The organism is Streptomyces sp. NPDC045695 (assembly GCF_056432025.1).
Genome location: NZ_JBWKJU010000007.1, coordinates 61,276 through 86,293 on the forward strand (window position 1 = coordinate 61,276; position 25,018 = coordinate 86,293).

General features: G+C 71.5%; 25 protein-coding genes and 1 tRNA gene. 5 read left to right on the forward strand and 21 right to left on the reverse strand.

The features are described 5' to 3' along the window. Window positions 1-116 precede the first annotated feature (116 nt). The 14 genes from AC07DU_RS14710 to pgsA all read right to left on the reverse strand — a co-directional run bounded on the left by AC07DU_RS14710 (window position 117) and on the right by pgsA (window position 12,641). Window positions 117-671 (reverse strand): adenine phosphoribosyltransferase, encoded by a 555-nt coding sequence (locus AC07DU_RS14710; protein WP_360887289.1) that lies wholly within the window; start codon window positions 669-671, stop codon window positions 117-119. Next, a complete protein-coding gene (gene secF / locus AC07DU_RS14715) occupies window positions 668-1,723 on the reverse strand; it encodes a protein translocase subunit SecF (RefSeq protein WP_360887292.1) in 1,056 nt (351 codons plus the stop codon). The genes AC07DU_RS14710 and secF overlap by 4 nt, the downstream gene beginning before the upstream one ends. A gap of 3 nt (window positions 1,724-1,726) precedes the next feature. Beyond that, window positions 1,727-3,502: a protein translocase subunit SecD gene (secD, locus tag AC07DU_RS14720; protein ID WP_479111651.1), complete on the reverse strand. Its 1,776-nt coding sequence runs from the start codon at window positions 3,500-3,502 to the stop codon at window positions 1,727-1,729. A 156-nt stretch (window positions 3,503-3,658) separates the two neighbouring features. After that, window positions 3,659-4,105 (reverse strand): preprotein translocase subunit YajC, encoded by a 447-nt coding sequence (gene yajC / locus AC07DU_RS14725; RefSeq protein ID WP_360887298.1) that lies wholly within the window; start codon window positions 4,103-4,105, stop codon window positions 3,659-3,661. Window positions 4,106-4,271: 166 nt separating this feature from the next. Further along, entirely contained in the window at window positions 4,272-5,345 is a 1,074-nt protein-coding gene (ruvB, locus tag AC07DU_RS14730) for a Holliday junction branch migration DNA helicase RuvB (RefSeq protein WP_479111653.1), read from the reverse strand. A gap of 169 nt (window positions 5,346-5,514) precedes the next feature. Next, the gene (gene ruvA / locus AC07DU_RS14735) at window positions 5,515-6,147 is read right to left on the reverse strand and encodes a Holliday junction branch migration protein RuvA (protein WP_479111655.1); all 633 of its coding nucleotides are present in this window, start codon (window positions 6,145-6,147) and stop codon (window positions 5,515-5,517) included. Then, window positions 6,144-6,674: a crossover junction endodeoxyribonuclease RuvC gene (gene ruvC / locus AC07DU_RS14740; protein ID WP_453289289.1), complete on the reverse strand. Its 531-nt coding sequence runs from the start codon at window positions 6,672-6,674 to the stop codon at window positions 6,144-6,146. The genes ruvA and ruvC overlap by 4 nt, the downstream gene beginning before the upstream one ends. A 132-nt stretch (window positions 6,675-6,806) precedes the next feature. Further along, the gene (locus tag AC07DU_RS14745; protein WP_360887310.1) at window positions 6,807-7,559 is read right to left on the reverse strand and encodes a YebC/PmpR family DNA-binding transcriptional regulator; all 753 of its coding nucleotides are present in this window, start codon (window positions 7,557-7,559) and stop codon (window positions 6,807-6,809) included. Between the two features lie 57 nt (window positions 7,560-7,616). Then, entirely contained in the window at window positions 7,617-8,210 is a 594-nt protein-coding gene (gene pdxT / locus AC07DU_RS14750; protein ID WP_360887313.1) for a pyridoxal 5'-phosphate synthase glutaminase subunit PdxT, read from the reverse strand. Between the two features lie 7 nt (window positions 8,211-8,217). Next, window positions 8,218-9,135: a pyridoxal 5'-phosphate synthase lyase subunit PdxS gene (gene pdxS, locus AC07DU_RS14755; protein WP_215018835.1), complete on the reverse strand. Its 918-nt coding sequence runs from the start codon at window positions 9,133-9,135 to the stop codon at window positions 8,218-8,220. Between the two features lie 144 nt (window positions 9,136-9,279). After that, on the reverse strand, window positions 9,280-9,822 hold the full coding sequence (locus tag AC07DU_RS14760) for a LemA family protein (protein WP_360887316.1): 543 nt from the start codon (window positions 9,820-9,822) through the stop codon (window positions 9,280-9,282). A 61-nt stretch (window positions 9,823-9,883) separates the two neighbouring features. Continuing rightward, window positions 9,884-11,053, reverse strand: a complete 1,170-nt coding sequence (locus AC07DU_RS14765; RefSeq protein ID WP_479111658.1) for a glycosyltransferase family 4 protein — start codon at window positions 11,051-11,053, stop codon at window positions 9,884-9,886. Further along, window positions 11,050-11,964 carry a phosphatidylinositol mannoside acyltransferase gene (locus AC07DU_RS14770; RefSeq protein ID WP_479111661.1) on the reverse strand — a complete coding sequence of 305 codons (915 nt, stop codon included), beginning with the start codon at window positions 11,962-11,964 and terminating at the stop codon, window positions 11,050-11,052. The genes AC07DU_RS14765 and AC07DU_RS14770 overlap by 4 nt, the downstream gene beginning before the upstream one ends. Further along, window positions 11,964-12,641, reverse strand: a complete 678-nt coding sequence (pgsA, locus tag AC07DU_RS14775) for a phosphatidylinositol phosphate synthase (protein ID WP_479111663.1) — start codon at window positions 12,639-12,641, stop codon at window positions 11,964-11,966. The genes AC07DU_RS14770 and pgsA overlap by 1 nt, the downstream gene beginning before the upstream one ends. A gap of 249 nt (window positions 12,642-12,890) precedes the next feature. Here pgsA and AC07DU_RS14780 point away from each other — a divergent pair, with 249 nt between their 5' ends. The 3 genes from AC07DU_RS14780 (at window position 12,891) to AC07DU_RS14790 (ending at window position 17,334) form a co-directional block, all read left to right on the forward strand. Next, complete coding sequence (locus AC07DU_RS14780; RefSeq protein WP_479111665.1) at window positions 12,891-15,086, forward strand: elongation factor G-like protein EF-G2; 2,196 nt, start codon at window positions 12,891-12,893, stop codon at window positions 15,084-15,086. Window positions 15,087-15,227: 141 nt separating this feature from the next. Further along, window positions 15,228-16,895: a hypothetical protein gene (locus tag AC07DU_RS14785; protein ID WP_453372495.1), complete on the forward strand. Its 1,668-nt coding sequence runs from the start codon at window positions 15,228-15,230 to the stop codon at window positions 16,893-16,895. A gap of 37 nt (window positions 16,896-16,932) precedes the next feature. After that, window positions 16,933-17,334 carry a DnaJ family domain-containing protein gene (locus AC07DU_RS14790; RefSeq protein ID WP_479111667.1) on the forward strand — a complete coding sequence of 134 codons (402 nt, stop codon included), beginning with the start codon at window positions 16,933-16,935 and terminating at the stop codon, window positions 17,332-17,334. A 194-nt stretch (window positions 17,335-17,528) separates the two neighbouring features. Here AC07DU_RS14790 and AC07DU_RS14795 read toward each other — a convergent pair whose 3' ends face one another. The 3 genes from AC07DU_RS14795 to thrS all read right to left on the reverse strand — a co-directional run bounded on the left by AC07DU_RS14795 (window position 17,529) and on the right by thrS (window position 20,710). After that, window positions 17,529-17,849 (reverse strand): hypothetical protein, encoded by a 321-nt coding sequence (locus tag AC07DU_RS14795; RefSeq protein WP_479111669.1) that lies wholly within the window; start codon window positions 17,847-17,849, stop codon window positions 17,529-17,531. A gap of 253 nt (window positions 17,850-18,102) precedes the next feature. Continuing rightward, complete coding sequence (locus AC07DU_RS14800) at window positions 18,103-18,663, reverse strand: HIT family protein (RefSeq protein WP_360887339.1); 561 nt, start codon at window positions 18,661-18,663, stop codon at window positions 18,103-18,105. A 70-nt stretch (window positions 18,664-18,733) separates the two neighbouring features. Then, window positions 18,734-20,710, reverse strand: a complete 1,977-nt coding sequence (gene thrS, locus AC07DU_RS14805) for a threonine--tRNA ligase (protein ID WP_479111671.1) — start codon at window positions 20,708-20,710, stop codon at window positions 18,734-18,736. A gap of 178 nt (window positions 20,711-20,888) precedes the next feature. Between thrS and AC07DU_RS14810 the strand changes: the two genes are divergently transcribed. Next, window positions 20,889-21,386, forward strand: coding sequence for a GNAT family N-acetyltransferase (locus tag AC07DU_RS14810; RefSeq protein WP_479031465.1), 498 nt, complete (start codon window positions 20,889-20,891; stop codon window positions 21,384-21,386). Window positions 21,387-21,431: 45 nt separating this feature from the next. Here AC07DU_RS14810 and AC07DU_RS14815 read toward each other — a convergent pair whose 3' ends face one another. Both AC07DU_RS14815 and AC07DU_RS14820 read right to left on the reverse strand, forming a co-directional pair. Then, complete coding sequence (locus AC07DU_RS14815) at window positions 21,432-22,688, reverse strand: hypothetical protein (protein ID WP_479111673.1); 1,257 nt, start codon at window positions 22,686-22,688, stop codon at window positions 21,432-21,434. Further along, window positions 22,688-23,290: a DUF4365 domain-containing protein gene (locus AC07DU_RS14820; protein ID WP_360887351.1), complete on the reverse strand. Its 603-nt coding sequence runs from the start codon at window positions 23,288-23,290 to the stop codon at window positions 22,688-22,690. Before AC07DU_RS14820 ends, AC07DU_RS14815 begins: the two co-directional genes overlap by 1 nt. A 231-nt stretch (window positions 23,291-23,521) precedes the next feature. Between AC07DU_RS14820 and AC07DU_RS14825 the strand changes: the two genes are divergently transcribed. Beyond that, window positions 23,522-24,247 carry a 3'-5' exonuclease gene (locus AC07DU_RS14825; protein WP_360887354.1) on the forward strand — a complete coding sequence of 242 codons (726 nt, stop codon included), beginning with the start codon at window positions 23,522-23,524 and terminating at the stop codon, window positions 24,245-24,247. 109 nt (window positions 24,248-24,356) lie between these two features. Here the strand turns inward: AC07DU_RS14825 and AC07DU_RS14830 are convergent. Then, window positions 24,357-24,428: transfer RNA gene (locus AC07DU_RS14830), tRNA-Val, on the reverse strand. A 38-nt stretch (window positions 24,429-24,466) separates the two neighbouring features. After that, complete coding sequence (locus tag AC07DU_RS14835; protein ID WP_360887357.1) at window positions 24,467-24,940, reverse strand: SRPBCC family protein; 474 nt, start codon at window positions 24,938-24,940, stop codon at window positions 24,467-24,469. Between the last annotated feature and the right edge of the window lie 78 nt (window positions 24,941-25,018).

The following is a 25,018-nucleotide window of genomic DNA, read 5'->3' on the forward strand; positions in this document are numbered from 1 at the left end:
CCCGCCCCTCCCTCCGGGGGCCGCCGCCGGGGCTCAGCCCGGCGCCCGGCGGGCCCCGCACGCAGAAGCGGCGGGCACCCGGAGAACCGGATGCCCGCCGCTCGGCGCGGGAGGGATCAGACCACGATCAGCGCGTCCAGCGGGGCTTCCCCCAGGGCGCCGGCCAGCTTGGCCCGGCCCGGGAGGAACGACAGCTCCATCAGGACGGCCACGCCGGCGACCTCGGCCCCGGCCCGCCGGATGAGCATGAGCGAGGCCTCGGCCGTACCGCCGGTGGCCAGGACGTCGTCGATGACCATGACCCGGTCACCGATCGCCAGGTCCTCGGCGTGGACCTCGATCTCCGCGGTGCCGTACTCCAGGTCGTACGCCTGGGCGAGCGTCGCGCCCGGCAGCTTGCCGGCCTTGCGCACCGGGACGAAGCCGATCCCGGCCTGTACGGCCACCGGAGCCGCCAGGATGAACCCCCGCGCCTCCAGCCCGACGATCTTCGTCGCCCCGTACCGCACGGCCAGCTCCGCCAGGGCCCCGGTGAGCGCGGTGAACGCCTCGGGGTCCGCCAGCAGCGGGGTGATGTCCTTGAACATCACGCCCGGCTTCGGGTAGTCCGGCACGTCCTTGATCCGCCGGAGCAGCAGGGCCCGTACGTCCTCGGACAGGACCTCGGTCACCGGCGCCGCCCCGACCGGCCCTGGGCCACGACCTGGGGCGCGTCCTCGGCCTCGTAGGCCTCGTCCGGGGACTCGCCCTTGGCCGCCGCGGCCGCCCGCTTGGCGAGCACCCGCTTCTTCAGGGCCTTCATCGCCGGCTCGCGCTCCTTGAGGTCCACGACCAGCGGGGTCGCGATGAAGATCGAGGAGTACGCACCGGCCGCGAGGCCGACGAACAGCGACAGCGAGATGTCGTTCAGCATGCCGGCGTCCAGGAAGCCGCCGCCGATGAACAGCAGGGCCGCGACCGGGAGCAGCGCCACGACCGTGGTGTTGATCGAGCGGACCAGCGTGCCGTTGATGCTGCGGTTGGCGATCTCGCTGTACGTCCAGCGGGTCTGCTTGGTGATGTCCTTCGACCCCTCCTTGAGACCGTCGAAGACGACGACGGTGTCGTAGAGCGAGTAACCGAGGATCGTCAGCAGGCCGATGACCGTACCCGGGGTGACCTCGAAGCCGACCAGCGCGTAGATGCCGACGGTGATGGTGAGGTCGTGGATCAGGGCGATCAGCGCCGCGACCGCCATCCGCCACTCGAAGGCGATGGCCAGGTAGATCACCACGAGGACCATGAAGATCCCGAGGCCCGTCCAGGCCTTGTTGGCGATCTGCTCACCCCAGCTGGGACCGACGAGGTCCGCGTTGATGTCCTTCTCGGTCACCTTGAGGTCGGTGGCGAGCTGCTTCTTCACGTCGGTCGCGGAGTCGGTGTCCAGACCGGAGATCTGGATCCGCAGGCCGCCGGTGCCGAGCTCCTGGACGATCGCGTCGTGGCCGGAGGCCTTCTCCGCGTCCTCCGTCGCCTTGGCGACCGAGACGGCCGTCTTCGGGGTGGTGAAGACGGCACCGCCCTTGAACTCGATGCCCATGTTGAGGCCCTGAACGGCCAGGGCCACGATCGCCGTGATGGTGATCAGGATGGAAACGCCGTACCAGAGAAAGCGCTTGCCGACGAAGTCGTAGCCGACATCACCGCGGTACAGCTTGGCGCCGAGATCTCCCAGCTTCGACATCTCTCACGCCTCCTTTGCGTCGACGGGGGCGGGGGCGGTACGGCGCGACCGGCGCAGCGGGGGCTTGGCGCCGAGCCGCTTGGGGTCGAGCCCGGACCACGGGTGACCGCTGGCGAAGAAGTTCGTACGCGCCAGCAGCGTCATGATCGGCTTGGTGAAGAGGAACACCACGACCACGTCGAGCACCGTGGTCAGACCCAGCGTGAAGGCGAAGCCCTGCACCTTGCCGACGGTGACGATGAACAGCACCGCGGCCGCCAGGAACGACACGAAGTCGGAGACCAGGATCGTGCGGCGGGCACGGGGCCAGGCGCGCTCGACGGCCGGACGCAGGGTGCGGCCCTCGCGGATCTCGTCGCGGATGCGTTCGAAGTACACGATGAACGAGTCCGCCGTGATGCCGATCGCCACGATCGCACCGCAGACGGCGGGCAGGTTCAGCGCGAAGCCGATGGCCTTTCCGAGCAGCGCCATGATCGTGTAGGTGAGGATCGCGGAGACCATGAGGCTGACGATCGCGACGAACGCCAGGCCGCGGTAGTAGACCAGCAGGTAGATCACCACGAGGAGGAGGCCGATCGCGCCCGCGATCAGGCCGGCCTTCAGCTGCTCGCCGCCGAGCGCGGCGGTGACGGTGGTGACGCTGTCCTCGTGGAAGGACAGCGGCAGGGCGCCGTACGAGAGCATGTTGCCCAGGTCCTGCGCGGACTGCTGGGTGAAGCCGCCGGAGATCTCGGCGTTGCCGCCGGTCAGCGCCTGGCTCACGGACGGGTCGGAGATGACCTCGCCGTCGAGCACGATCGCGAACTGGTTCTGCGGCATCTGCTTGGTGGCGAGCTCACCGGTGATCTTGGCGAACTTGTCGGCGCCCTTGTCGGTGAACTGCATCGTGACGATCCACTGACCGCGCTGCGGGTCGATGACGCCCTTGGCGTTCTTCACGTCCTGGCCGTTGACCTGCGCCGGGCCGAGGACCCACTTGCCCCAGGCGTTGCCGCGCTTGCCACAGGCGAGCATCGGCTCCTCGGGCTTGGCGCCCTTGCCGGCGGCGGCGCGCTGCGCCTCGTCGGTGCAGTCCAGCGCCGCGAACTTCGCCTGCAGGGCGGCCGCCGCCGCTTCGTCGCCGGTGGGCGGCGTGGAGGCGGAGGGGGACGGAGCCTTGTCGTCTGCCTTCTTCGACTCGCTCGCCGAGGGCGAGGGAGAGGGCGCGGCCGGGGCCTTGAGGGCCTCGCTGAGGGCGCGGCCCTGGGAAGTGGCGCTGGACGACGGGGTGGCCGAGGGGGTGGTCTTGCCGTCCCCGGCCTTGGGGGCGCCGGAGCCGCTCGCGGAGGGGCTCGGGCTCTGGGTGCCCTCGGGGGCGACCGGGGCGCCGTCCGCGTAGGCGAGGACCGGGCGGAAGTAGAGCTGGGCGGTGGTACCGACCTGCTCGCGCGCCTGCTCCTCGTTGGTCCCCTTGGGGATGTTCACGATGATGTGGTCGCGGCCCTGTGTCTGGACCTCGGCCTCCGACACGCCGAGCCCGTTGACGCGGCGCTCGATGATGCCGACCGCCGTGTTCATGTTGGTCTCGTTGACGGCGTTCTCTTTACCGGGCTCGCTCTTGGCCTTGAGCGTGATGCTCGTGCCGCCAGCGAGGTCGATGCCGAGCCGGGGAGTCGTCTGCTTCGAGAGGAACATCCCCGCGGTGAGCGCCACCATCGCGATCAGGATGATCGCCAGGGCGCGCCCCGGCCTCCCCTGAGCCCCCGTGGGCCGCCGGCCCTTCTTCGGTGCTGCCACCTTGTCGTTTCTCCCTGTCCAACCGCCCCGCGCCGGGTCAGCGCGCGGACGGCCACGAAAATGTGTGGTGGGGACCCCTGCCCCCCGCAGAAATGGGTCACTGACCGGGACCGCGAGGTCGCCGGTCCGGCGCCCGCGCGGTCCCCCGGCCGAACGCTACTTCGCGCCGGCTTCGCCGTCTGCCTTGCCGTCCTTGGGCTCGTCGTCGCCCTCGGGGGCGTCCTTCTTGCCCAGGTCGAGCTTGGGCGCCTCGTCCTCGCCCTTGGTGAGGGAGGAGGCGTCGTCCGGGACGACCGGCGTGTCGGTCGTCACGTCCTCGTCGATGCCGTGGACGATGCGGTTGTACTCCGCATCCTCCAGGACGGCGCCGATGGCGTTCTTCGCGTAGACCGCGTGGACGCCGGGGGCCACCTCAAGGGTGACCGTGTCGTCACCGACCTCCTTCACCGTGGCGTACATGCCGCCGATGGTGCGGACGCCGGTGCCGGCCGTCATGTGGTCGCGCATCTGCGCGGCTGCCTGCTGCTTCTTCTTGGCAGAGCGGGTCATCAGGATCATCGCGCCGATGAGCACGATGAACGGGAGGAATGTCATGAGACTCACGGGACGGAGATCCTTCGCACGACCGCACGCGGACGGCGGCCTTTTCTACGGGGGGTGGGCACACCGACCCGAAGGGTCGGCATCGGCGGAGTCTAGGCGAGTCCGCACCGATGGAACAACGCCCAGCATGGCACCGCAGTTCCTGACGGCGCGAACCTCCGCGCCGTCAGGCCCCGAACAAGCCCGGTTGCCCGCTTGATCCGATCGCGCCGTGCTGCGGCGGAACAAGCCCCAGGTGGGCCCATGCGGCGGGCGTCGCGACCCGCCCGCGGGGGGTGCGCGCGAGCAGCCCCTCCCGTACCAGGAAGGGCTCGGCGACCTCCTCGACGGTCTCGCGCTCCTCGCCGACGGCCACGGCGAGGGTGGACAGGCCGACGGGACCGCCGCCGAACAGCTTGAGCAGCGCCTCCAGCACGGCCCGGTCGAGCCGGTCGAGCCCGCGCGCGTCCACCTCGTACACCTGGAGGGCGCTGGCGGCCACCTCACGGGTGATCGCCCCGTCGGCGCGGACCTGGGCGTAGTCGCGGACGCGGCGCAGCAGCCGGTTGGCGATGCGCGGGGTCCCGCGGGAGCGCCCGGCGATCTCGGCGGCGCCGGCGGTGTCGATCGCTACGTCGAGGAGACGGGCGGAGCGGTGGATGACGCGCTCCAGCTCCTCGGGCGCGTAGAACTCCATGTGCCCGGTGAAGCCGAAACGGTCCCGCAGCGGGGGCGGCAGGAGCCCGGCGCGGGTGGTCGCCCCGACCAGGGTGAAGGGCGGCAGCTCCAGGGGGATGGCGGTGGCGCCGGGTCCCTTGCCGACGATCACGTCGACGCGGAAGTCCTCCATGGCCATGTAGAGCATCTCCTCGGCCGGCCGGGACATGCGGTGGATCTCGTCGAGGAAGAGGACCTCGCCCTCCTGGAGGGAGGAGAGGATCGCGGCGAGGTCGCCCGCGTGCTGGATGGCCGGGCCGGAGGTGATCCGGATGGGCGCGCCCATCTCGGCGGCGATGATCATGGAAAGCGTGGTCTTGCCGAGGCCGGGCGCGCCGGAGAGCAGGACGTGATCGGCGGTGGCTCCGCGCTGGCGGGCCGCCTTGAGGACGAGGTCGAGCTGCTGGCGGACCTTCTCCTGCCCGACGAACTCACCGAGGTCCTTGGGCCGCAGAGCCGCCTCGACGGCGGTGTCCTCCCCGTCCGCCGCGGCGGCGACGATACGTGCCTCGTCCTCGGCGGTGCTGTCGTCGTCCCAGTTCACGGTGTCAGTCTGCCTTCTCGGTTCGTACGGTGGTCTGTCGCGTGCGGCGCCGCTGCCGGGGGCCGGCCCCCGGACCCCCGCTCCTCAAACGCCGGAGGGGCTGCATTTAGCCTCGTCGGCGTTTGAGGCGCGGGGTCCGGGGCGGAGCCCCGGGAGACGGCGCCGCACGCTAGCGGGCTCGGTTCAGGGACTGGAGGGCTGCCCGGAGGAGCTGGGGCACGGGGGCCGAACCGCCGGCGGCAATGGCGGCTTCGGCCTGCGGCGTCACCGCCGAGATGGCTTCGTCCGCCTCCCGGGAGGCATAGCCGAGCCCGATCAGCGCCGCGGCGAGCTGCTCCGTCCACGGGGCCGGCCCCGACGCCGCGGCCCGCTGCGCCCCCACCAGGCCACTGGAGCCCAGCGGAGCGCCCAGCTTGTCCTTCAGCTCCAGCAGCAGCTTCTGCGCGCCCTTCTTGCCGATGCCGGGCACCGCCGTCAGCGCCTTCTCGTCCCCCGTGGAGACGGCCAGCCGCAGGGCGTCCGGGCTGTGCACCCCGAGCATCGCCTGGGCCAGCCTCGGGCCGACCCCACTGGCGGTCTGGAGCAGCTCGAAGACCTGCCGCTCGTCGTCGTCGGCGAAGCCGTACAGCGTGAGCGAGTCCTCCCGTACGACCAGGGACGTGGCCAGCCGGGCGTGCTCCCCCGTCCGCAGGCCGGCGATGGTGTTCGGGGTGCACTGGACGGCCATGCCCACTCCCCCGACCTCGATCACGGCCAGAGTGGGGGCGAGCGCGGCGACGGGGCCGCTGACGAAGGCGATCATCGGGTACGGCCTTTCGAGGCGTGCAGGGCGACCGCCTGCTGGAGGCGGTTCTGGGCGGGGGCCCGCCAGATGTGGCAGATGGCCAGGGCGAGCGCGTCGGCGGCGTCGGCCGGCTTGGGGGGTGCGTCCAGCCGGAGCAGCCGGGTCACCATCGCCCCGACCTGGGCCTTGTCGGCGCGGCCGCTGCCGGTGACGGCGGCCTTGACTTCACTCGGCGTGTGCAGAGCGACCGGTATCCCGCGCCGGGCGGCGCACAGCATGGCGACGGCGCTCGCCTGGGCGGTACCCATCACGGTGCTGACGTTGTGCTGGCTGAACACCCGCTCCACGGCGACGACTTCGGGCCGGTGGGTATCGAGCCATTCTTCGATGCCCTGCTCGACGGCGACGAGCCGGTGGCCCAGCTCGGCATCAGCGGGCGTCCGTACGACTCCCACCGCCAGCATCGTCAGGGGACGCCCGGCGATCCCCTCGACGACGCCGACACCGCATCGCGTCAGCCCCGGGTCCACCCCGAGAACTCGCACCCTGCCCCCTGCTGTTCGACCGTCTGTCCGTGCAGGCTATCCGGCCCCACTGACATCGGCGCAAAGCGACGGCGGGCCGCCGGGGTGTGTCCCCGTCGGCCCGCCGTTCGAAAGGTGAGCGGTGGACGCCGGTCAGGCGTCGACCTTCTCCATGACCTCGTCGGAGACGTCGAAGTTGGCGAAGACGTTCTGCACGTCGTCGCTGTCCTCCAGCGCGTCGATCAGCTTGAAGATCTTGCGCGCGCCCTCTTCGTCCAGCTCGACCTGCATCGAGGGAACGAAGCTGGCCTCGGCCGAGTCGTAGTCGATGCCGGCTTCCTGGAGCGCGGTCCGGACCGCGACAAGGTCGGTGGCCTCGCTGATGATCTCGAACGTGTCGCCGTTGTCGTTGACCTCTTCGGCACCGGCCTCCAGCACCGCGCCGAGCACATCGTCCTCGGAGAGCTCGCCCTTGGGCAGGATGATGACGCCCTTGCGGTTGAACAGGTACGAGACCGAGCCCGGGTCGGCCATCGAACCGCCGTTGCGGGTCATGGCGACGCGCACGTCGGAGGCGGCGCGGTTGCGGTTGTCGGTGAGGCACTCGATGAGCACCGCGACACCGTTCGGACCGTAGCCCTCGTACATGATCGTCTCGTAGTCGGCGCCGCCGGCCTCGAGACCACCGCCGCGCTTGACCGCGGAGTCGATGTTCTTGTTCGGGACCGAGCTCTTCTTGGCCTTCTGAACGGCGTCGAAGAGCGTCGGGTTGCCGTCGATGTCGGCGCCGCCCATACGGGCCGCGACCTCGATGTTCTTGATCAGCTTCGCGAAGAGCTTGCCGCGCTTGGCATCGATCACGGCCTTCTTGTGCTTCGTCGTAGCCCATTTAGAGTGGCCGGACATCCGCCTGTCTCCTTCGCGTCACCAACAGTGTTCGTCTCCGATCCTACCGGGACCTGATTACAGTCCCGCGCGCACCATGTCGACGAAGTAGGCGTGGACCCGGTCGTCGCCGGTCAGCTCGGGGTGGAACGAGGTGGCGAGGACGTTGCCCTGGCGCACGGCGACCGTGTGGCCGTCGTACGTGGCGAGCACCTCGACGGCGCCGCCGACGGACTCGACCCACGGGGCGCGGATGAAGACGCCCTCGACCGGGCCGTCCGCGATGCCCGCGAAATCGATCTTGGCTTCGAAGGACTCGTTCTGACGGCCGAAGGCGTTGCGGCGGACGATCATGTCGATGCCGCCCAGGGTCTCCTGGTCCTCACGGCCGTCCAGGAGCTTGTCCGCCAGCATGATCATGCCGGCGCAGGTGCCGTAGACGGGCATGCCGGCGGCCACGCGCTCGCGCAGCGGCTCCAGCATGCCGAAGAGCACGGCGAGCTTCGACATGGTCGTGGACTCGCCGCCGGGGATGACCAGGGCGTCGACCTCGGCGAGCTCCTCGGGGCGCCGGACCGGCCTGGCCACGGCGTCCGCCGCGGCCAGGGCGATCAGGTGCTCCCGTACGTCGCCCTGGAGCGCCAGGACACCGATGACGGGGGTGTGGGTCATGGCTCGACTACCAGCCGCGGTTGGCGTAGCGCTCGGCCTCGGGGAGGGTGTCGCAGTTGATGCCGACCATGGCCTCGCCCAGGTTGCGGGAGGCGTCCGCGATGATCTTCGGGTCGTCGTAGAAGGTGGTGGCCTTCACGATGGCGGCGGCGCGCTTGGCCGGGTCGCCCGACTTGAAGATGCCGGAGCCGACGAAGACGCCCTCGGCGCCGAGCTGGCGCATCAGCGCGGCGTCGGCCGGGGTGGCGACGCCACCGGCGGAGAACAGCACGACGGGGAGCTTGCCGAGCTCGGCGACCTCCTTGACGAGCTCGTACGGGGCGCGCAGCTCCTTGGCGGCGGCGTACAGCTCGTTGTTGTCGAAGCCGCGCAGCTTGGCGATCTCGTTCTTGATCTGGCGCAGGTGGCGGACGGCCTCGACCACGTTGCCCGTGCCGGCCTCGCCCTTGGAGCGGATCATGGCCGCGCCCTCGGCGATGCGGCGCAGGGCCTCGCCCAGGTTGGTGGCGCCACAGACGAAGGGGGTGGTGAACGCCCACTTGTCGGAGTGGTTGACCTCGTCGGCCGGGGTCAGGACCTCGGACTCGTCGATGTAGTCGACGCCGAGGGACTGCAGGACCTGGGCCTCGACGAAGTGGCCGATGCGGGACTTGGCCATGACGGGGATCGAGACGGCCTCGATGATCTCTTCGATCATGTTGGGGTCCGACATGCGCGCCACGCCGCCGTCCTTGCGGATGTCGGCGGGGACCCGCTCCAGGGCCATGACGGCCACGGCGCCGGCGTCCTCGGCGATCTTCGCCTGCTCGGCGTTGACCACGTCCATGATCACGCCGCCCTTGAGCTGCTCGGCCATGCCGCGCTTGACGCGCGAGGTGCCGATGGCCGACTCGGCGGACTGGGGGGAGGTGGGAAGCGTGCTCACGGATTGACCTCACTCGAAGGGAGCTCGAAAGGGACGGGTACTACTGGCAGAGCAAACCTCACGGATCAGGCCACTACAAGGGCCAATGTGGAGCCAGTGGCTCTTCCATTTGTCCCCGGCGGCCCTGGCCCGTCCCCCGCGGACCTATGCGGGCCGCTCGGCCAGGTCCACCGGAGGCTCGTCGTCCATTTCGAAGGCGAGAGGGAAGGGCGCGTGCCCCGCGAGGCGGAACCAGCGGACCTTGCGGTGCCGGCGCAGGGCGCGTGCGGCCCGTACGGAGTCATTGTGGAACCTGCGCGCCATCGGTACCCGGCGAACCGCCGCGGCCAGCTCCTCGGTGGCCTGCGCCCCGCCCGGAGCCGCCTTGAGCAGGTCGACCTGGTCGGCGTCGGCGAAGACCGCCCGCAGCGCCTGGCTCAGCTCGCTCTCGGCGACCTCGCGGTGCTCCTCCTCGGCCTGCCGGGCGCCGTGCGCGGCCTCGTACAGCACCAGGGAGGAGGCGGGGTCGAGCACCCCGGAGGTGGCCACCTCCAGTACCACGGAGGCCCGTCGCACGAGCTGCGCGTCGAGCGCGGCCTTCGCGGCGTCCATCCGCGAGTGCAGCCGGTCCAGCCGGCCGGCGGTCCAGCTGAGGTAGACGCCGATGACACCGAGGGCCAGGGCGATCCAGACAAGGGTTTCGATCACGGGCGGCGACACTACCCCGTGGAGATCGGGCCCGGCGAAATCACCGCGACCGGGCCCCGCATCAGCTCGCCGGGTCCCGCGAGAAGCCCAGGCGGGTGCGCAGCGGCACCCGCTCGTCCGTGTCGACCGCCGCCGCGCCGTCCGTCACCGTCTCGTAGACGGCCAGGATGTCCGCGCCGACCGTGGACCAGTCGAAGCGGCGGACGTGCGCCGAGCCGCGGGCGCTGAGCTGCGCGCGGCGGGCCGGGTCGCGCAGCAGGGTGACGGCCGCCGTCGCGAGGGCGTCGGCGTTCTCGTTGGCGAAGAGGTCGCCCGCCCCGCCCTGGTCCAGGACCTGCGCGAAGGCGTCCAGGTCGGACGCGAGGACCGCCGCGCCCGCCGACAGGGCCTCGACCAGGATGATGCCGAAGCTCTCGCCGCCCGTGTTCGGGGCGACGTACACGTCGACGCTGCGCAGCAGCCGCGCCTTGTCCTCGTCCGAGACCATGCCGAGGAACTCGACCCGCGAACGCAGTTCCGCGGGCAGCGAGGCCACCGCCTCCTCCTCGTCGCCGCGGCCGGCGACCAGCAGCCGTACGTCCGGACAGGCCTCCACGATCTTCGGGAAGGCGGCCATCAGCACCGGCAGGCCCTTGCGCGGTTCGTCGATGCGGCCGATGAAACCGAGGGTCTGCCCGGTCCACTCGGCCTTGGGCTCCGCCGTGGCGAAGAAGTCCACGTCCACGCCGTTGGGGATCACCACCGCGTCCCCGCCCAGGTGCTCCACCAGCGTCCGGCGCGCGTACTCGCTCACCGCGATCCGCGCGCTGATCTTCTCCAGCGCCGGCTGGAGGATCGGGTAGGCGGCGATCATCGCCCGGGACCGCGGGTTCGAGGTGTGGAAGGTGGCCACGATCGGCCCCTGCGCCGCCCAGCAGGCCAGCAGTCCCAGCGAGGGCGAGGTCGGCTCGTGGATGTGGATCACGTCGTAGGCGCCCTCCTGCAGCCAGCGCCGCACCCGGGCCGCCGACAGGAAGCCGAAGTTCAGCCGGGCCACCGAACCGTTGTACGGAACCGGCACCGCGCGCCCCGCCGAGACGACGTACGGCGGCAGCGGGGTGTCCTCGTCCGCCGGGGCCAGGACCGAGACCTCGTGGCCGAGACGGATCAGGTGCTCCGCCAGGTCGCGGATGTGGAACTGCACCCCGCCCGGCACGTCCCACGAGTACGGGCACACGATGCCGATCTTCACTGGGCGTGCTCCTGGCGGTCGGTCAGGTCGTCCAGCCACAGGCGCTGCAGCATGTGCCAGTCCTCCGGGTGCTCGGCGATGCCCCACGCGAAGGCGTCCGCCACCGCCTGGGTCATGGCGGCGGTCTTCTCGGCCCGGGTACCGGTCGCGGGCACCTCCACCTCGGGGTGGAACCGGCCGTACATCTTCGGGGTCTCGCCGTAGTGCAGGGTGGCCGCGAGCAGCACCGCGCCGGTCTGCTGGGCCAGCAGGGCGGGGCCGGCCGGCATGCGGGCCGTGGAGCCGAAGAAGTCCACCTCGACCCCGGAGGCCGACAGGTCCCGGTCGGCGACCAGGCAGACCAGGCCTCCGGAGCGCAGCCGCCGGGCGAGGGTGCCGAAGGCGGCGCCGCCGCTGTGCGGCAGGACCTCCATGCCCAGGCTCTCCCGGTAGGCCACGAAGCGGTCGTAGAGCGTCTCGGGCTTGAGCCGCTCGGCGACCGTGGTGAAGGGCACGCCGATGTGGCCGATGGCCCAGGCCCCGGCGAGGTCCCAGTTGGCGAGGTGAGGCAGGGCGACGATCACCCCGCGGCCGGAGGCGAGGGCCTCGCGCAGCAGGTGCTCGTCCTTGAACTCGACGTCCGTGGCGAACCGTTTCGGATCCATCGTGGGCAGCCGGAAGGACTCCATCCAGTACCGCATGTACGAGCGCATGCCGGCCTTGGACAGTTCGCGCAGCCGCTCCGGCCCGGCCTCGGGCACCACCCGCGCCAGGTTCGACTCCAGGCGCAGCACGCTCTTGCCGCGCCGCTTCCACGCGGAGTCCGCGATCCGCCGGCCCAGGGCCACCGCGGCCGGTTCGGGCAGCTTCTTGACCACGGCCCAGCCGAGCCCGTACACCCCGTCGACCAGCTTGTCCTGTGCGGCGCCCATCAGACCGCGCCGCCTTCGGCGGGCGGGGCCTGGGCGGCCGCCTCGGCGTCGGCCTCCGCCGATTCGCGGCGTACGGTGACGACCCGCTGGATCAGCGTGACGAACGAGCCCACCGCGACCACCCACAGGGCGATCGGCAACAGCACCCCGAGCCAGGACGGCGCCCCGAAGGTCTCCAGTCCCGCCAGGCCGGCCGCGACCAGGGAGATCACCAGGCGCTCGGCCCGCTCGATGAGCCCGTTGACGGCCACCGGCAGCCCGATCGACTCGCCGCGCGCCTTCGTGTACGAGACCACCTGGCCGCTGGCCAGGCAGAAGATCGCCACCGCGCACAGCACGTTGTCGTTGCCGGAGCCCGCGTACCAGAGCGCGAGACCGCCGAAGATCGCCGAGTCGGCCACCCGGTCGAGGGTGGAGTCGAGGAACGCCCCCCACCGGCTGGAGATCCCGGCCTGGCGGGCCATGTTCCCGTCCACCAGGTCGGAGAAGACGAAGAGGGTGATGGTGATGGTGCCCCAGAAGAACTCCCCGCGGGGGAAGAAGACCAGCGCTCCCGCCACCACTCCGGCCGTGCCGATCAGGGTGACCGCGTCCGGGCTCACCCCCCGCCGGAGCAGAAATGCGGCGAATGGCGTGAGAACACGCGTGAAGAATGCACGCGCGTACTTGTTCAGCATGGCCTTCCCGGAGGGTCGCTGGGCCGCACGGCCACCACGGCCACCGGCGGGCCCATCGTAGCCAGCGCGCCGCCGCCCGGATGCCGCGCACCCACCGGTTCGCGCCATGTAAGACCGACTTCTCGTCGCGGACCGGCTCCCGGGGGTCCGCGGGGCCGTCCCCGGCGCGACGTATGGACGCGGTGTGACAGCAGTGCAAAGCTCGAAGAACCGCGTATTCCTCCGTCACCACCGGGAGGCACGAGCACCATGGGAGCCACATCACACCAAGCCGGAGCCGCCGGCAGGGCACTGACGGCCGACCGCCCCTCCGCCATCCGGAACGTCGTGCTGGTCGGCCACAGTGGATCCGGCAAGACCACGCTGGTCGAAGCCCTCGCCCTGACCGCCGGAGCGGTCAACCGGGCCGGCCGGGTCGAGGACGGTGCCACCATCTCGGACCACGACGAGATCGAACACCGCCGGCAACGCTCGATCCAGCTCTCCCTCGTCCCGGTCGAATGGGGCGGAATCAAGATCAATATCCTGGACACCCCCGGATACGCCGACTTCGTCGGAGAGCTCAGGGCCGGTCTGCGCGCCGCGGACGCGGCCCTTTTCGTCGTCTCGGCCTCGGACGGGATCGACGGGGCCACCCGCATGGTCTGGGACGAGTGCGAGGCCGTCGGCATGCCCCGCGCCATCGTCGTGACGCACCTGGAGGCCGCCCGCTCCGACTACACGCAGATGACAGAAGTCTGCGGCGAGATCTTCGGCGCCGACGACCCCGACGCGGTCATCCCGCTCTACCTCCCCCTGCACGGTCCCGCCGGCCCCGACGGGCACGCCCCCGTCACCGGCCTCCTGGGCCTGCTCTCCCAGCGCGTCTACGAGTACGCCTCCGGCGAGCGCGTGGAGCGCGACCCGGACCCCGCCGAGCTCGCCCTCATCACCGACGCCCGCTCCCGCCTCATCGAGGGGATCATCGCGGAGAGCGAGGACGAGGGCCTCATGGACCGCTACCTCGGCGGCGAGGACATCGACGTCAAGACCCTCGTGGACGACCTGGAGCGCGCCGTCGCCCGCGGCACCTTCCACCCCGTCCTGATGGCCGCTCCCGCCGCCGACGGCGCCAAGCAGGGCCTGGGCACCGTGGAACTCCTCGAACTGATCACGGGCGGCTTCCCCACCCCGCCGGAACGCGCCGCCGTCACCGTCAGCGCCCCCGACGGCTCCCCCCGCCCCGCCGTCACCTGTGATCCCGACGGCCCCCTCGTCGCCGAGGTCGTCAAGACCTCCTCCGACCCCTACGTCGGCCGCATCTCCCTGGTGCGCGTCTTCTCCGGCACCCTGAAGCCCGAGGAGACCGTGCACGTCAGCGGGCACGGCCTCGCCGACCGCGGCCACGAGGACCACGGCGTCGACGAGCGGATCGGCGCCCTCAGCTCCCCCTTCGGTAAACAGCAGCGCACCCTGACCCGGTGCATCGCCGGGGACCTGGCCTGCGTGGCCAAGCTCTCCCGCGCGGAGACCGGGGACACCCTCTCCGCCAAGGACGATCCGCTCCTCATGGAGCCCTGGACGATGCCGGACCCGCTGCTGCCCCTCGCCATCGAGGCCCACAGCAAGGCCGACGAGGACAAGCTCTCCCAGGGCCTGGCCCGGCTCGTCGCCGAGGACCCCACCATGCGTCTGGAGCAGAACCCGCACACCCACCAGCTCGTCCTGTGGTGCCTCGGCGAGGCCCACCAGGACGTCGCCCTGGAGCGGCTGCGCACCCGCTACGGCGTCCAGGTCGACCCCGTCCCGCACAAGGTGAGCCTGCGCGAGACCTTCGCGGCCAAGGCCGCCGGGCGCGGCCGGCACGTCAAACAGTCCGGCGGCCACGGCCAGTTCGCGATCTGCGAGATCGAGGTGGAGCCGCTCCCGCCGGGCAGCGGCGTCGAGTTCGTCGACAAGGTCGTCGGCGGTGCGGTACCCCGCCAGTTCATCCCCTCCGTGGAGAAGGGCGTACGCAGCCAGGCCGCCCGCGGGGTCGCGGCCGGGTACCCGCTGGTCGACGTGCGGATCACCCTCCTCGACGGCAAGGCGCACTCGGTGGACTCCTCCGACGCCGCCTTCCAGACCGCCGGGGCGCTGGCCCTGCGCGAGGCCGCCGCCGAGGCCCGCATCGACCTGCTCGAACCGGTCGCCGAGCTCGCGGTGCTGGTCCCCGACGAGTACGTCGGCCCGGTCATGAGCGACCTCGCGGGCCGGCGCGGCCGTGTCGTCGGCACCGACCAGGCAGGCCCCGGCCGCACCCGGGTCCGCGCCGAGATCCCCGAGATCGAGATCGGCCGCTACGCCGTCGAGCTGCGCTCCGTCTCGCACGGAACCGGCCACTTCGCCCGGGCCTACGCCCGGCACGAGCCGATGCCCCCTCAGATCGCGGACAAGGTTCGCGAACAGGCGGAGAAGGGAAACTGACTGACATAGCGTCGGAAGGGTCGCCCACCCAACCCGCTTGCGGTGGGCGGCATTTCCCTGTCCCATGACCATGGGCCCAGATCCGCCGATAGGCTCGTCGGCGCACCAAAAGAGCACGAACGCACAGCGATGGGGGCAGCGGTGGCGGACGACGGATTCGACTTCAGGCCCGGGGCGCAGATTCCTCTCCAGGGTGGCGGTGGGCAGACGGCGGCGACCAACGCCCTCGCCTCGGCCGCGTACCGCGACGGCGGAAACGACAGCAAGCTGGAGAAGATCCTCACCGCCAACAGCGAGAACCACCCCGCGACGGTCAAGCCCCCGAAGATCTCCCTGTTCGAGCCCAGCCTCGGCGAGGCCTTCTGCCGGGCCGTCGAGGCCCGCACCCTGGCCCCGGCCCGCAAACCGCTCATCCAGTCCTTCGGCGCCGACCCCCAGTCCGTCGTGGAGCACTGCCTGGCCGCCTCCCACATCCGCAAGCAGCGCGACCGCAGGCTCCGCCTGATCACACTGGTGTGCGGCGTGCTGTTCCTGCCCGGGCTGCTGCTGTGGCTGGGCCTGTTCCAGCTCCGCAAGAGCCTGACCTCCCAGGACGGCAAGCGCGGCTCCGCGATCAGCACCGCCGTGCTGGTCGTCATCGGCGTCGTGGTGGCCGCCCTGATGTTCAAGCTGCCGCTCACCGGCTTCCTCGGGCTCTACCTGCGCGGCATGATCATCGCCCCGGTCCTGGGCTGGATGCTCGCCCGCCGGACCTGCGAGGCCACCGCCCGCGACCTGCGGTCCCGCTGGGACGCGCTGCTGTCCGGCGGCGGGGTCGGCGCCAAGATCCCGGAGGCCGTGCCGGGCAACCCGGACGAGAAGGCGCGCGAGGACCTGCGCCACCAGCTGGCCAAGCTCACCGCGGAGGACCGCAGCAACCAGGTCTTCTACGCGGGCCCCAAGGGCATACTCGGCATGGGCATCCGGTGGGGCAGCTGGCAGATGGCCGAGGAGCTCGTCCCCAAGGCCGAGGGCATGGAGATCCACCCCTTCCGCAGCTGGGACGTCATACGCGCGATCGACACCCAGCTGCGCAAGCTGGAGCGCGGCCCCCTGCACACGGGCGGTTTCCCGCCCGCCGCGATCCAGCACTGGATCGTCACGCCGGTCGGCGAGGGCGCCGCCGAGGTGGCCCGCCCCACCGGCGAGAACGTCGAGGCCTTCCTCATCAAGCCGCACGAGATCACCCGGATCTGCAACGAGCAGCAGTTCAGCGCCGGAGACCGGCACTACCTGGGCATCCAGTACCCGCTCTGGGACGGCCAGCTGGTCATCAACATGCTGGTCACGGTCACCGTGCTCTACAAGACCCTGCGCGTGGACGTCACCGCGCACGCCCTGGGCCCCGTACACGGCCTGTTCACGACGAAGTCCGCCGCGCCGGTCGTGGAGGTACCCAAGAGCATCCGCTTCTGGGAGACCGTCGAGCGCCCGCTGCCGCTGGTGAACGCCCAGGAGGTGGTGCGCCTGGCCGTGCGCGCCCCGCTGACCTGGTACCCGCCCGTCCTCGACTTCCTCGGCGGCAAGCTGGTCCTGCCCGAGCCCTTCGGCCTGCGCCACGTCTGGGCCAGCTCCATGTGGCGCCACCGGTTCATGGCGGACGACGCGCTGCGCACCGTGGCTCCGGTCCTGCGGTCGATCCACGCGGCGACCTTCAAGGTCCTGGAGGAGAACGGCGTCGACACCGACAAGTTCACCAACCGCTCCTCGATCATGAGCGGCCTCATCCAGGAGCCGGCGCCGCGCAAGGCGGACGTGTATGACGCGTAGGTAGGCTGAGGCCGGGGCGACTCCTGGAGGAGGGACCATGACCGAGCGCAAGCCGCCGGGTGTCAGCGTCGAGTCCTGGGTGGACCGCCAGATCCGGGAGGCCGCCGAGCGGGGCGACTTCGAGAACCTGCCGGGCTGGGGAAAGCCGCTGGCCTCGCTCGACGCGCCCTACGACGAACTGTGGTGGATCAAGGGCAAGCTGCACCGCGAGGGCTTCGCCGTCCTGCCTCCGACGCTGGCGCTGCGCAAGGAGGCCGAGGACGTCATGGAGGCGGTCCGGGCGACCCGTTCCGAGCGCCGCGTACGGGACCTCCTCACGGAGATCAACGAGAAGATCGGCGCGGCCCTGCGCATGCCCCCGCCGGGTCCGCCGCTGGGCCTGACCGAGTTCGACGTCGAGGCCGAGCTGAAGAACTGGCGCGAGAGGCGCACCCCCTAGCCGGGGGGGCGCGTCCGCGGTCACTTCGGGTCGGGGTCGAAGAAGCAGCGGGAGTACACGGCGAAGGAGATCAGCGGCTCGCTTCCGCCGGCGCCCTTGAGCGGCCATGGCGCTGACCGACTGGTAGCCGTCGGCGGCCTCGGTGAACTCCGACGGCTTGAACGCCTTCAACGTCGCGTAGTCCATGCCCGTGCTCACCGGCCCCCGCCGTTGCCGCCGGTGGCGGGCGTGTCCTTGTACGCCTCGTTCATGCGGGCGAAGTCACCGCGCAGCGCCTCGTCGTTGGAGACCTGGCCCTTGCCCGCCGACACCATCGGCCCTTGCAGTGCGGTGCACTTGCCGACCAGGCCGTCGAGGTAGGTCTTCCACGACTGGTACAGCTCGCCCTGCGCGGTGGCGCTCTCCACGCCGCTGATCGCGGCGCCCTTCTGACCGGCCTCGAACTCCGTCAACGCCTTCTTGATCCCCGACACCAGGAGGCCGACGTCCTCGGCCCCCTTCTTCCATGCGGCCATGTCGGACTTCAGGTCTCGCCGTCCCCTGCTTGAGTCCCGCCCACTCCGTATCGAAGGAAGACATGCCCACCCGAGCCCCCGTAATGATCTGCGATTGCAATGATCAAGATCCTAATATGCCCACAAGGGCGCACACCCGGGGCCCAGTTGGCCAGTGGGGCTGATCACTGCGGGGACTGCGGGCTCCGCGCGCCGTTTGCGGCCGCGCAGCGCGGGAGGACGCAAGGAGCGGGAGCAGCGGGGAGGAGCAGGACTAGCCGACGGGCCAGGCGTCCGCGAGCATCTGGCGGGTGTCCGCGAGGAGCTGCGGCAGCACCTTGGTGTGGCCGACGACCGGCATGAAGTTCGTGTCCCCGCCCCAGCGGGGCACGATGTGCTGGTGCAGGTGCGCGGCGATGCCGGCACCGGCGGCCGCGCCCTGGTTCATGCCGATGTTGAAACCGTGCGCGCCCGACGCCTTGCGCAGCGCCACCATCGCCCGCTTGGTCAGATCGGCGAGCTCGGCCGTCTCCAGGTCGTCGAGCTCGGTGTAGTCGGCCACGTGCCGGTACGGGACGACCATGAGGTGTCCGCCGTTGTACGGGTAGAGGTTCAGCACGGCGTAGACGTGCCGGCCGCGGGCCACGACCAGGCCCTCCTCGTCCGACATCTCCGGAATCCCGCAGAAGGGACAGCCGTCCCCGGCCTCCGGGCCGGTCGGCTTGTTCTCCCCCTGGATGTAGGCCATCCGGTGGGGCGTCCACAGACGCTGGAACGCGTCCTGCGTGCCCACCCCGATCTGCTGCTCCGGCTCAGTCGTCATGGCGGCAAGCATATGACCTTGCCTTCGGGTACGAGGAAGGCCCCCGGGAAGTGATCACCTCCCGGGGGCCTCCCCCGATGCATCAGACCTGGACGCGGTCCGCGACGACCTTGGCCAGCTTGGCCAGCGCCTCGTCCTTCGGGATGCCGTTCTCCTGCGAACCGTCGCGGTAGCGGAAGGAGACGGTGCCCGCGGCCATGTCCTCGTCACCGACGATGATCATGAACGGCACCTTGAGCTTCTGGTGGTTGCGGATCTTCTTCTGCATGCGGTCGGAGGAGGCGTCCACCTCGACCCGCAGACCCTGCTTCTTCGCCGCGGCGGCGAACTCCTGCAGGTACTCGACGTGGCCGTCGCCGATCGGGATGCCCACCGCCTGGACGGGGGCGAGCCACGGCGGCATGGCGCCCGCGTAGTGCTCCAGCAGGACGGCGAAGAACCGCTCGATCGAACCGAACAGCGCACGGTGGATCATGACCGGCCGCTGGCGCGAGCCGTCCGGCGCGGTGTACTCCAGGTTGAAGCGCTCCGGCAGGTTGAAGTCGAGCTGGACGGTCGACATCTGCCAGGTGCGGCCGATGGCGTCCCGCGCCTGCACCGAGATCTTCGGGCCGTAGAAGGCCGCGCCGCCCGGGTCGGGGGTCAGCGGGAGGCCCTGCTTCTCGGCGACCTGCTGGAGGACCGCGGTGGCCTCCTCCCAGACCTCGTCCGAGCCGACGAACTTCTCCGGGTCCTTGGTGGACAGCTCCAGGTAGAAGTCGGTCAGACCGTAGTCGCGCAGCAGGTTCAGCACGAAGGTGAGCGTGCGGTCGAGCTCCTCGGCCATCTGCTCACGGGTGCAGTAGATGTGCGCGTCGTCCTGGGTGAAGCCCCGGGCGCGGGTCAGGCCGTGGACCACGCCCGACTTCTCGTACCGGTACACGGTGCCGAACTCGAACAGGCGCAGCGGCAGCTCGCGGTAGGAGCGCCCGCGCGCGTCGAAGATCAGGTTGTGCATCGGGCAGTTCATGGGCTTGAGGTAGTAGTCGGTACCACCGTCGAGCTGCATGGGGGGGTACATGCCCTCCGCGTACCAGTCCAGGTGCCCGCTCTTCTCGAACAGGGCGCCCTTGGTGGCGTGCGGGGAGTAGACGAACTCGTAGCCCTCCTCCTCGTGCCGGCGGCGCGAGTAGTCCTCCATCACCCGGCGGATGATGCCGCCGCGCGGGTGGAAGACGGCGAGGCCGGAGCCGATCTCGTCCGGGATGGAGAAGAGGTCCAGCTCGTTGCCGAGCTTGCGGTGGTCGCGCTTCTCGGCCTCGGCGAGGAAGTCGAGGTGGGCCTTCAGCTCCTCCTTCGACGGCCACGCGGTGCCGTAGATGCGCTGGAGCATCGGGTTCTTCTCGCTGCCGCGCCAGTAGGCGGCCGCGTTGCGCATGAGCTTGAAGGCCGGGATGTTGCGGGTGGTGGGCAGGTGCGGTCCTCGGCAGAGGTCCTTCCAGCACAGGTCGCCGGTCTTCGCGTCCAGGTTGTCGTAGATGGTCAGCTCGCCAGCGCCCACCTCGACGTTCGCGCCGTCGTCGGTCGAGGCCGAACCCTTGATGCCGATGAGTTCGAGCTTGTACGGCTCGTCGGCGAGCTCCTCGCGGGCAGCCTCGTCGGAGACCACGCGGCGGGAGAACCTCTGCCCCCGCTTCTGGATCTCCTGCATCTTCTTCTCGATGGTCTTCAGATCATCGGGGGTGAAGGGCTTCGCGACGTCGAAGTCGTAGTAGAAGCCGTCCCGGACCGGCGGGCCGATGCCCAGCTTGGCCTCGGGGAAGAGCTCCTGCACGGCCTGAGCCATCACGTGCGCGGTCGAGTGGCGCAGGATGTTGAGGCCGTCCTCGGAGGAGATCTCCACCGGCTCGACGGTCTCGCCGTCCTTCACCTCGTACGCGAGGTCCTTCAGTTCCCCGGCGATGCGCGCGGCGACGATGGTGCGCTCGCCGGCGAAGAGCTCCGCCGCCGTAGTGCCCGTGGCCACCACGCGCTCGTCCCGCTCGGAATCGCGTTGGATGATCACACGGACGTCTGACACCGGTCTCTCCTGACTCAGGGGGTGCGCGAGTGGACACTGCGCGCCTGAATCGTACCGAGCGCAGTGGCCACGCCGCTAAACGGTTACTTCGCGCACCGCTCTCCCCGCCGGGAGGGCCCGCGGGGTCCGCGCCTCACACACCGGCGGGGCCGCGCGGACGGCCGGGTAGCGTGGCCGCATGCCGAGCCCCCGGATACGCCCCCTGGACCTGACCGACGACGCCACCGCGAGGGCCGTGCACCGGATCGGACTGGCCGCGTACGCGGTGGAGGCGGAGCTGATCGGCTTCCCCGGCATCCCCGCGTTGGGCGAGAGCCTCGCGCAGATGCGGGCGCAGGACCTGAACTGGGTCGGCGCCGTCGGTGAGGGCGGGGAGCTCGCCGGTTTCCTCGCCTGGGAGGAACGGGCCGACGGCGGCGTCTGCATCGACCGGCTCTGCGTGGCCCCGGCCTGGTTCCGCCGGGGCGTCGCCTCCCTGCTGCTGCGCCACGCGCTGACCGAGCTTTTCCCGGACCGCCCGGTCGAGGTCACCACGGGCGCCGCCAACACCCCCGCGGTCACCCTCTACGCGGGCATGGGCTTCACCCGCGGCGACGACTTCTCCCCCGTCCCGGGCCTGACCATGGCGTCCTTCACCTCCGGTCCCGGCGCCGCGTCCGGCCCGTCCGGCGTCTGAGGAGCGGGGGTACGGGAGCGGGGCCCCCGGCGGCGCCGGCGCACCCTACTCGTCGACCGGCAGCACTTCCTCAGGGTCGAACGCCGAGTCCAGCGACTTCATCAGCCGGTCCCGCTCGACCTCGTCCAGCGGGACCGGCGACACCTCCGCCGCATCCGTCAGCCGGCGGAACCCGCCCCGCCGCTGCAACCGGCCGCTGACCCGGATCGGCAGTCCCACCAGGTGCGCGTGACCCGCCACCCGGTACGCCTCCTCGTCGAGCGCGGCCCGTACGTACGGCACCTCCGCCCCGGCCAGGACCCGCAGCCTGACCGTGCCCCCGCCCCCCGGCGCCGAGCGCCGCATGCGGACCACCGCCCCCGCGATCCGGACCTGCACGGCCGGCTCGTCCCGGGTGTAGCGCGCCGCGGCCTCCCGCAGCACCGGCAGGTCGCCCGGCGAGAACTCCACCGGCTCGGGCCGGGCCGCGCAGCCCGCCGGAACCCCGGCCGCCGGCGCCCAGGCCAGCGCGATCCGGGCCCCCTCCGAGCCCCGGACCAGTGCGATCAGCGCGTCGGCGAGCTCCCGGCTGACCCCGGCCTGCACGGCGGCGTCGAAGGCCTCCATGCCGCCGGTGGCCCGCCGGTAGTCCACGGCCTCGCGCGCGGCGTGCAGCGCGTGGTGGAGCCGGGTCATGGTGCCCCGCCCGCCGTCCACGGGCAGGTACGCCGTCAGGTGCCGGCCGCCGGGGTGCGGGCCCACCAGGACCCCGTCCAGGGCCCGCTCGGCCTGGGCCCGGTGCCGGGCCCCGTAGTAGCCGGCCCTCGCCCGCGCGGCGAGCGCTCCGGCCAGCAGCAGCTGCCGGGCGGCCGAGCGCAGCTGTTCCTGCGCCGTCCACGCGGCCTGGCCCTGGAGCCCGTACGCCCCCGGCGGGATCTCCCGGTCCCAGTGGATCTCGTCGCTCGGCACGCTCAGCCCGTAGAGCACCTCCCGCGCGGAGGGCAGCGCGCTGCGCGAGAGCGCGGTGAGCGCCTCCTGGAGCAGGTCGGCGCAGTCCGGGAAGGCCCGGCTCTCGGGGACGAGCAGGCTGGTCCCCGCGTACCCGGGCGGTGTCCAGCGGCCGTAGCGCCCGGCGGCGCCGCCCCGGCGCAGCCAGCCGTGCCGGTGCAGCAGCGCGCCGAGCACCGCCGGGTCGACCTGAGCGGGGTCGGGCGCCCCGGGGGCGAACTCCGGTCCGAACTCCTGGGACGGTGGCGGCGGTTCCAGGTTCGGTGAGTGCGAGTTCCAGTGCGAGTGCCAGTGCGCGTGCGACGGCGAGTGCATCAGGGTGTCCCTCCCGACCCGACCCGGGTCATGATCTCGCACAGCGCCCGGTCGTCGAAGATCCGCGCGGTGGGGATCCGTACGGTGGTCCGGCGCCGGCCGGTCACGGGGTGTCCGGCGAGATTGGTCCAGTAGCAGCAGTGCCTCAGGTCGAGCCGGTCGTGCCCGGCGGCGAGCCACTGCTCGCGCTCCCGCGGGACGAGCATCACGACGAGGATCTTGTGGACGGCGACCGGGGTGCGGGCCAGTTTGACCAGGTGCTCGTTGTCGAGGGTGAAGGCGAAGGTGGGCCCGGCCGGCCTGGGCGGTACCTGGTAGGTCGCCTTCAACTGCACCTTGATGGTGACCTCGTCGTCGACGACGTGCTCGGGGGCGCCGTGGCTGACGTGCCAGTCGATGCCGTTGTCCGGAAAGGGCTGGGAGAGCGAGCAGCCGGCCGCGGCGGCGACGGCGTGCAGGTATCCCACCTGAAGGGTCTCCATACAAGCGGTGGTGGCGAGCGTGCCGCGCAGCGGTGCGGTCGGCGCGTCGTCCGGTGGACCGGTGCGCGGACCGATCTGCCCCGCCAGCACCCCGCCCTGTTCGGGCTGCGCGAGCGCCATGGCCGGCTCCCCCATGCCTGACGGCCCTCAGGTCGTGTCCGGTCGGTGGTGGGTGGGGTGACGGCCGGTCATGTGTGCGGCCCCCCAAGGTTGTTGTCTCCGCACCCGGGTCGCCGCAAACGGCGTACGGGGCAAAGAGCCCGGGTATCACCGATTCGGGCATGGGTGGCACGTTCCGAGGCGGCGGCGCCCGGATGTGCCCATCTGCCGATCGGGGACGAGGAGTTCGCCATGACACGCTGGTACGAGGGCCCGCTGGCCGCATTCGACACCGAGACGACCGGGGTGGACGTCGAGCAGGACCGGATCGTGTCCGCCGCGCTCATCGTGCAGGAATGCGCGGGCGGCCGGATCCGCACCACGCGCTGGCTGGTCAATCCGGGCATCCCGGTGCCGGCGGGCGCGACGGAAGTGCACGGGCTCACCGACGAGCACGTGCAGCGCCACGGGCGCTGGCCGGCGCCGGTGGTGGAGGAGATAGCCCGGGCGCTCGGGGAGCAGCAGCTGGCCGGGCGGCCGGTGGTGGTGATGAACGCGCCGTTCGATCTGACGCTGCTGGACCGGGAGTTGCGCCGGCACCGGGCGTCCTCGCTGTCGCGGTACCTGGAGAACCGGCCGCTGACGGTGCTGGACCCGCGGGTGCTGGACAAGCACCTGGACCGCTACCGCAAGGGCCGCCGGACGCTGACGGACCTGTGCGCGCACTACGGGATCGAGCTGGAGGGCGCGCACGACGCGGCGGCGGACGCGCTGGCCTCGCTGGAGCTCGTACGGGCGGTGGGCCGGCGGTTCGCGTCGCGGCTGGAGCGGCTGACCCCGGCCGAACTGCACACGCTCCAGGCGGTGTGGCACGCGGCGCAGGCGCGCGGACTGCAGGCGTGGTTCGCACGCCAGGGGACGCCGGAGCCGGTGGATCCGCACTGGCCGCTGCGGCCGGACCTGTCGACGGCGGCGTGACGGCGGGGGTACCGCGCCGGCGTGCTCATGGTCACCGTCACGGTCGCCGCCGCAAGACCCCGTACATGCGGAAGGCCGGTCCGTCTCGCGACGGACCGGCCTGTCCCGGTGGGCGATACTGGGATCGAACCAGTGACCCCTTCGGTGTGAACGAAGTGCTCTCCCGCTGAGCTAATCGCCCGGGAACGCACTGAACAATACAGAAGCCCGGGGGCTGGTTCAAACCGCTTCCGGGGCAGCGGCCAGCCAGGCCTGGAGACCGCGCCGGCCGGCCCGCATCATCAGGGCGTGGTTGAGCCGGAACACCGGCCGCGCGAGCAGCGACAGCCGCCGCATCAGCGGCCGCCGCACGTTGACTTCCTGCTCGTACAGCGCGTGGGTGCACCGCGCTCCGCTTCCGGCCCGGGGTTGTACGGTCCACCGCGCCCAGCCGTCGAGATCGCCGTGGAGCGCGACCTCCAGGATCCCGCGCCGGGGGTCGCGGAGGAGTTCGCTGGCGGTGATGCGCAGCGTGTACGGCAGGGCGGCGCGGACGACCGCGGTGCCGGTGCGCTCGTCGGCGCTCTCCACGCGCCGGACCTGGGGCCACCACTGCGGGTACTCCGCCGGCCGCTCCAGCACGGCGAACACACGGGCGGGCGGGGCGTCGAGGTCCCACACACTGCGGAAGCGGTAGTGACTCCAGCGGTCCATGGTCCCAGTCTGGCCCGCACCGGCCCCCGGCATGCCCGCTTCCTCCCGACCGCCGCGTACTCACCTCGCATCTGAGTA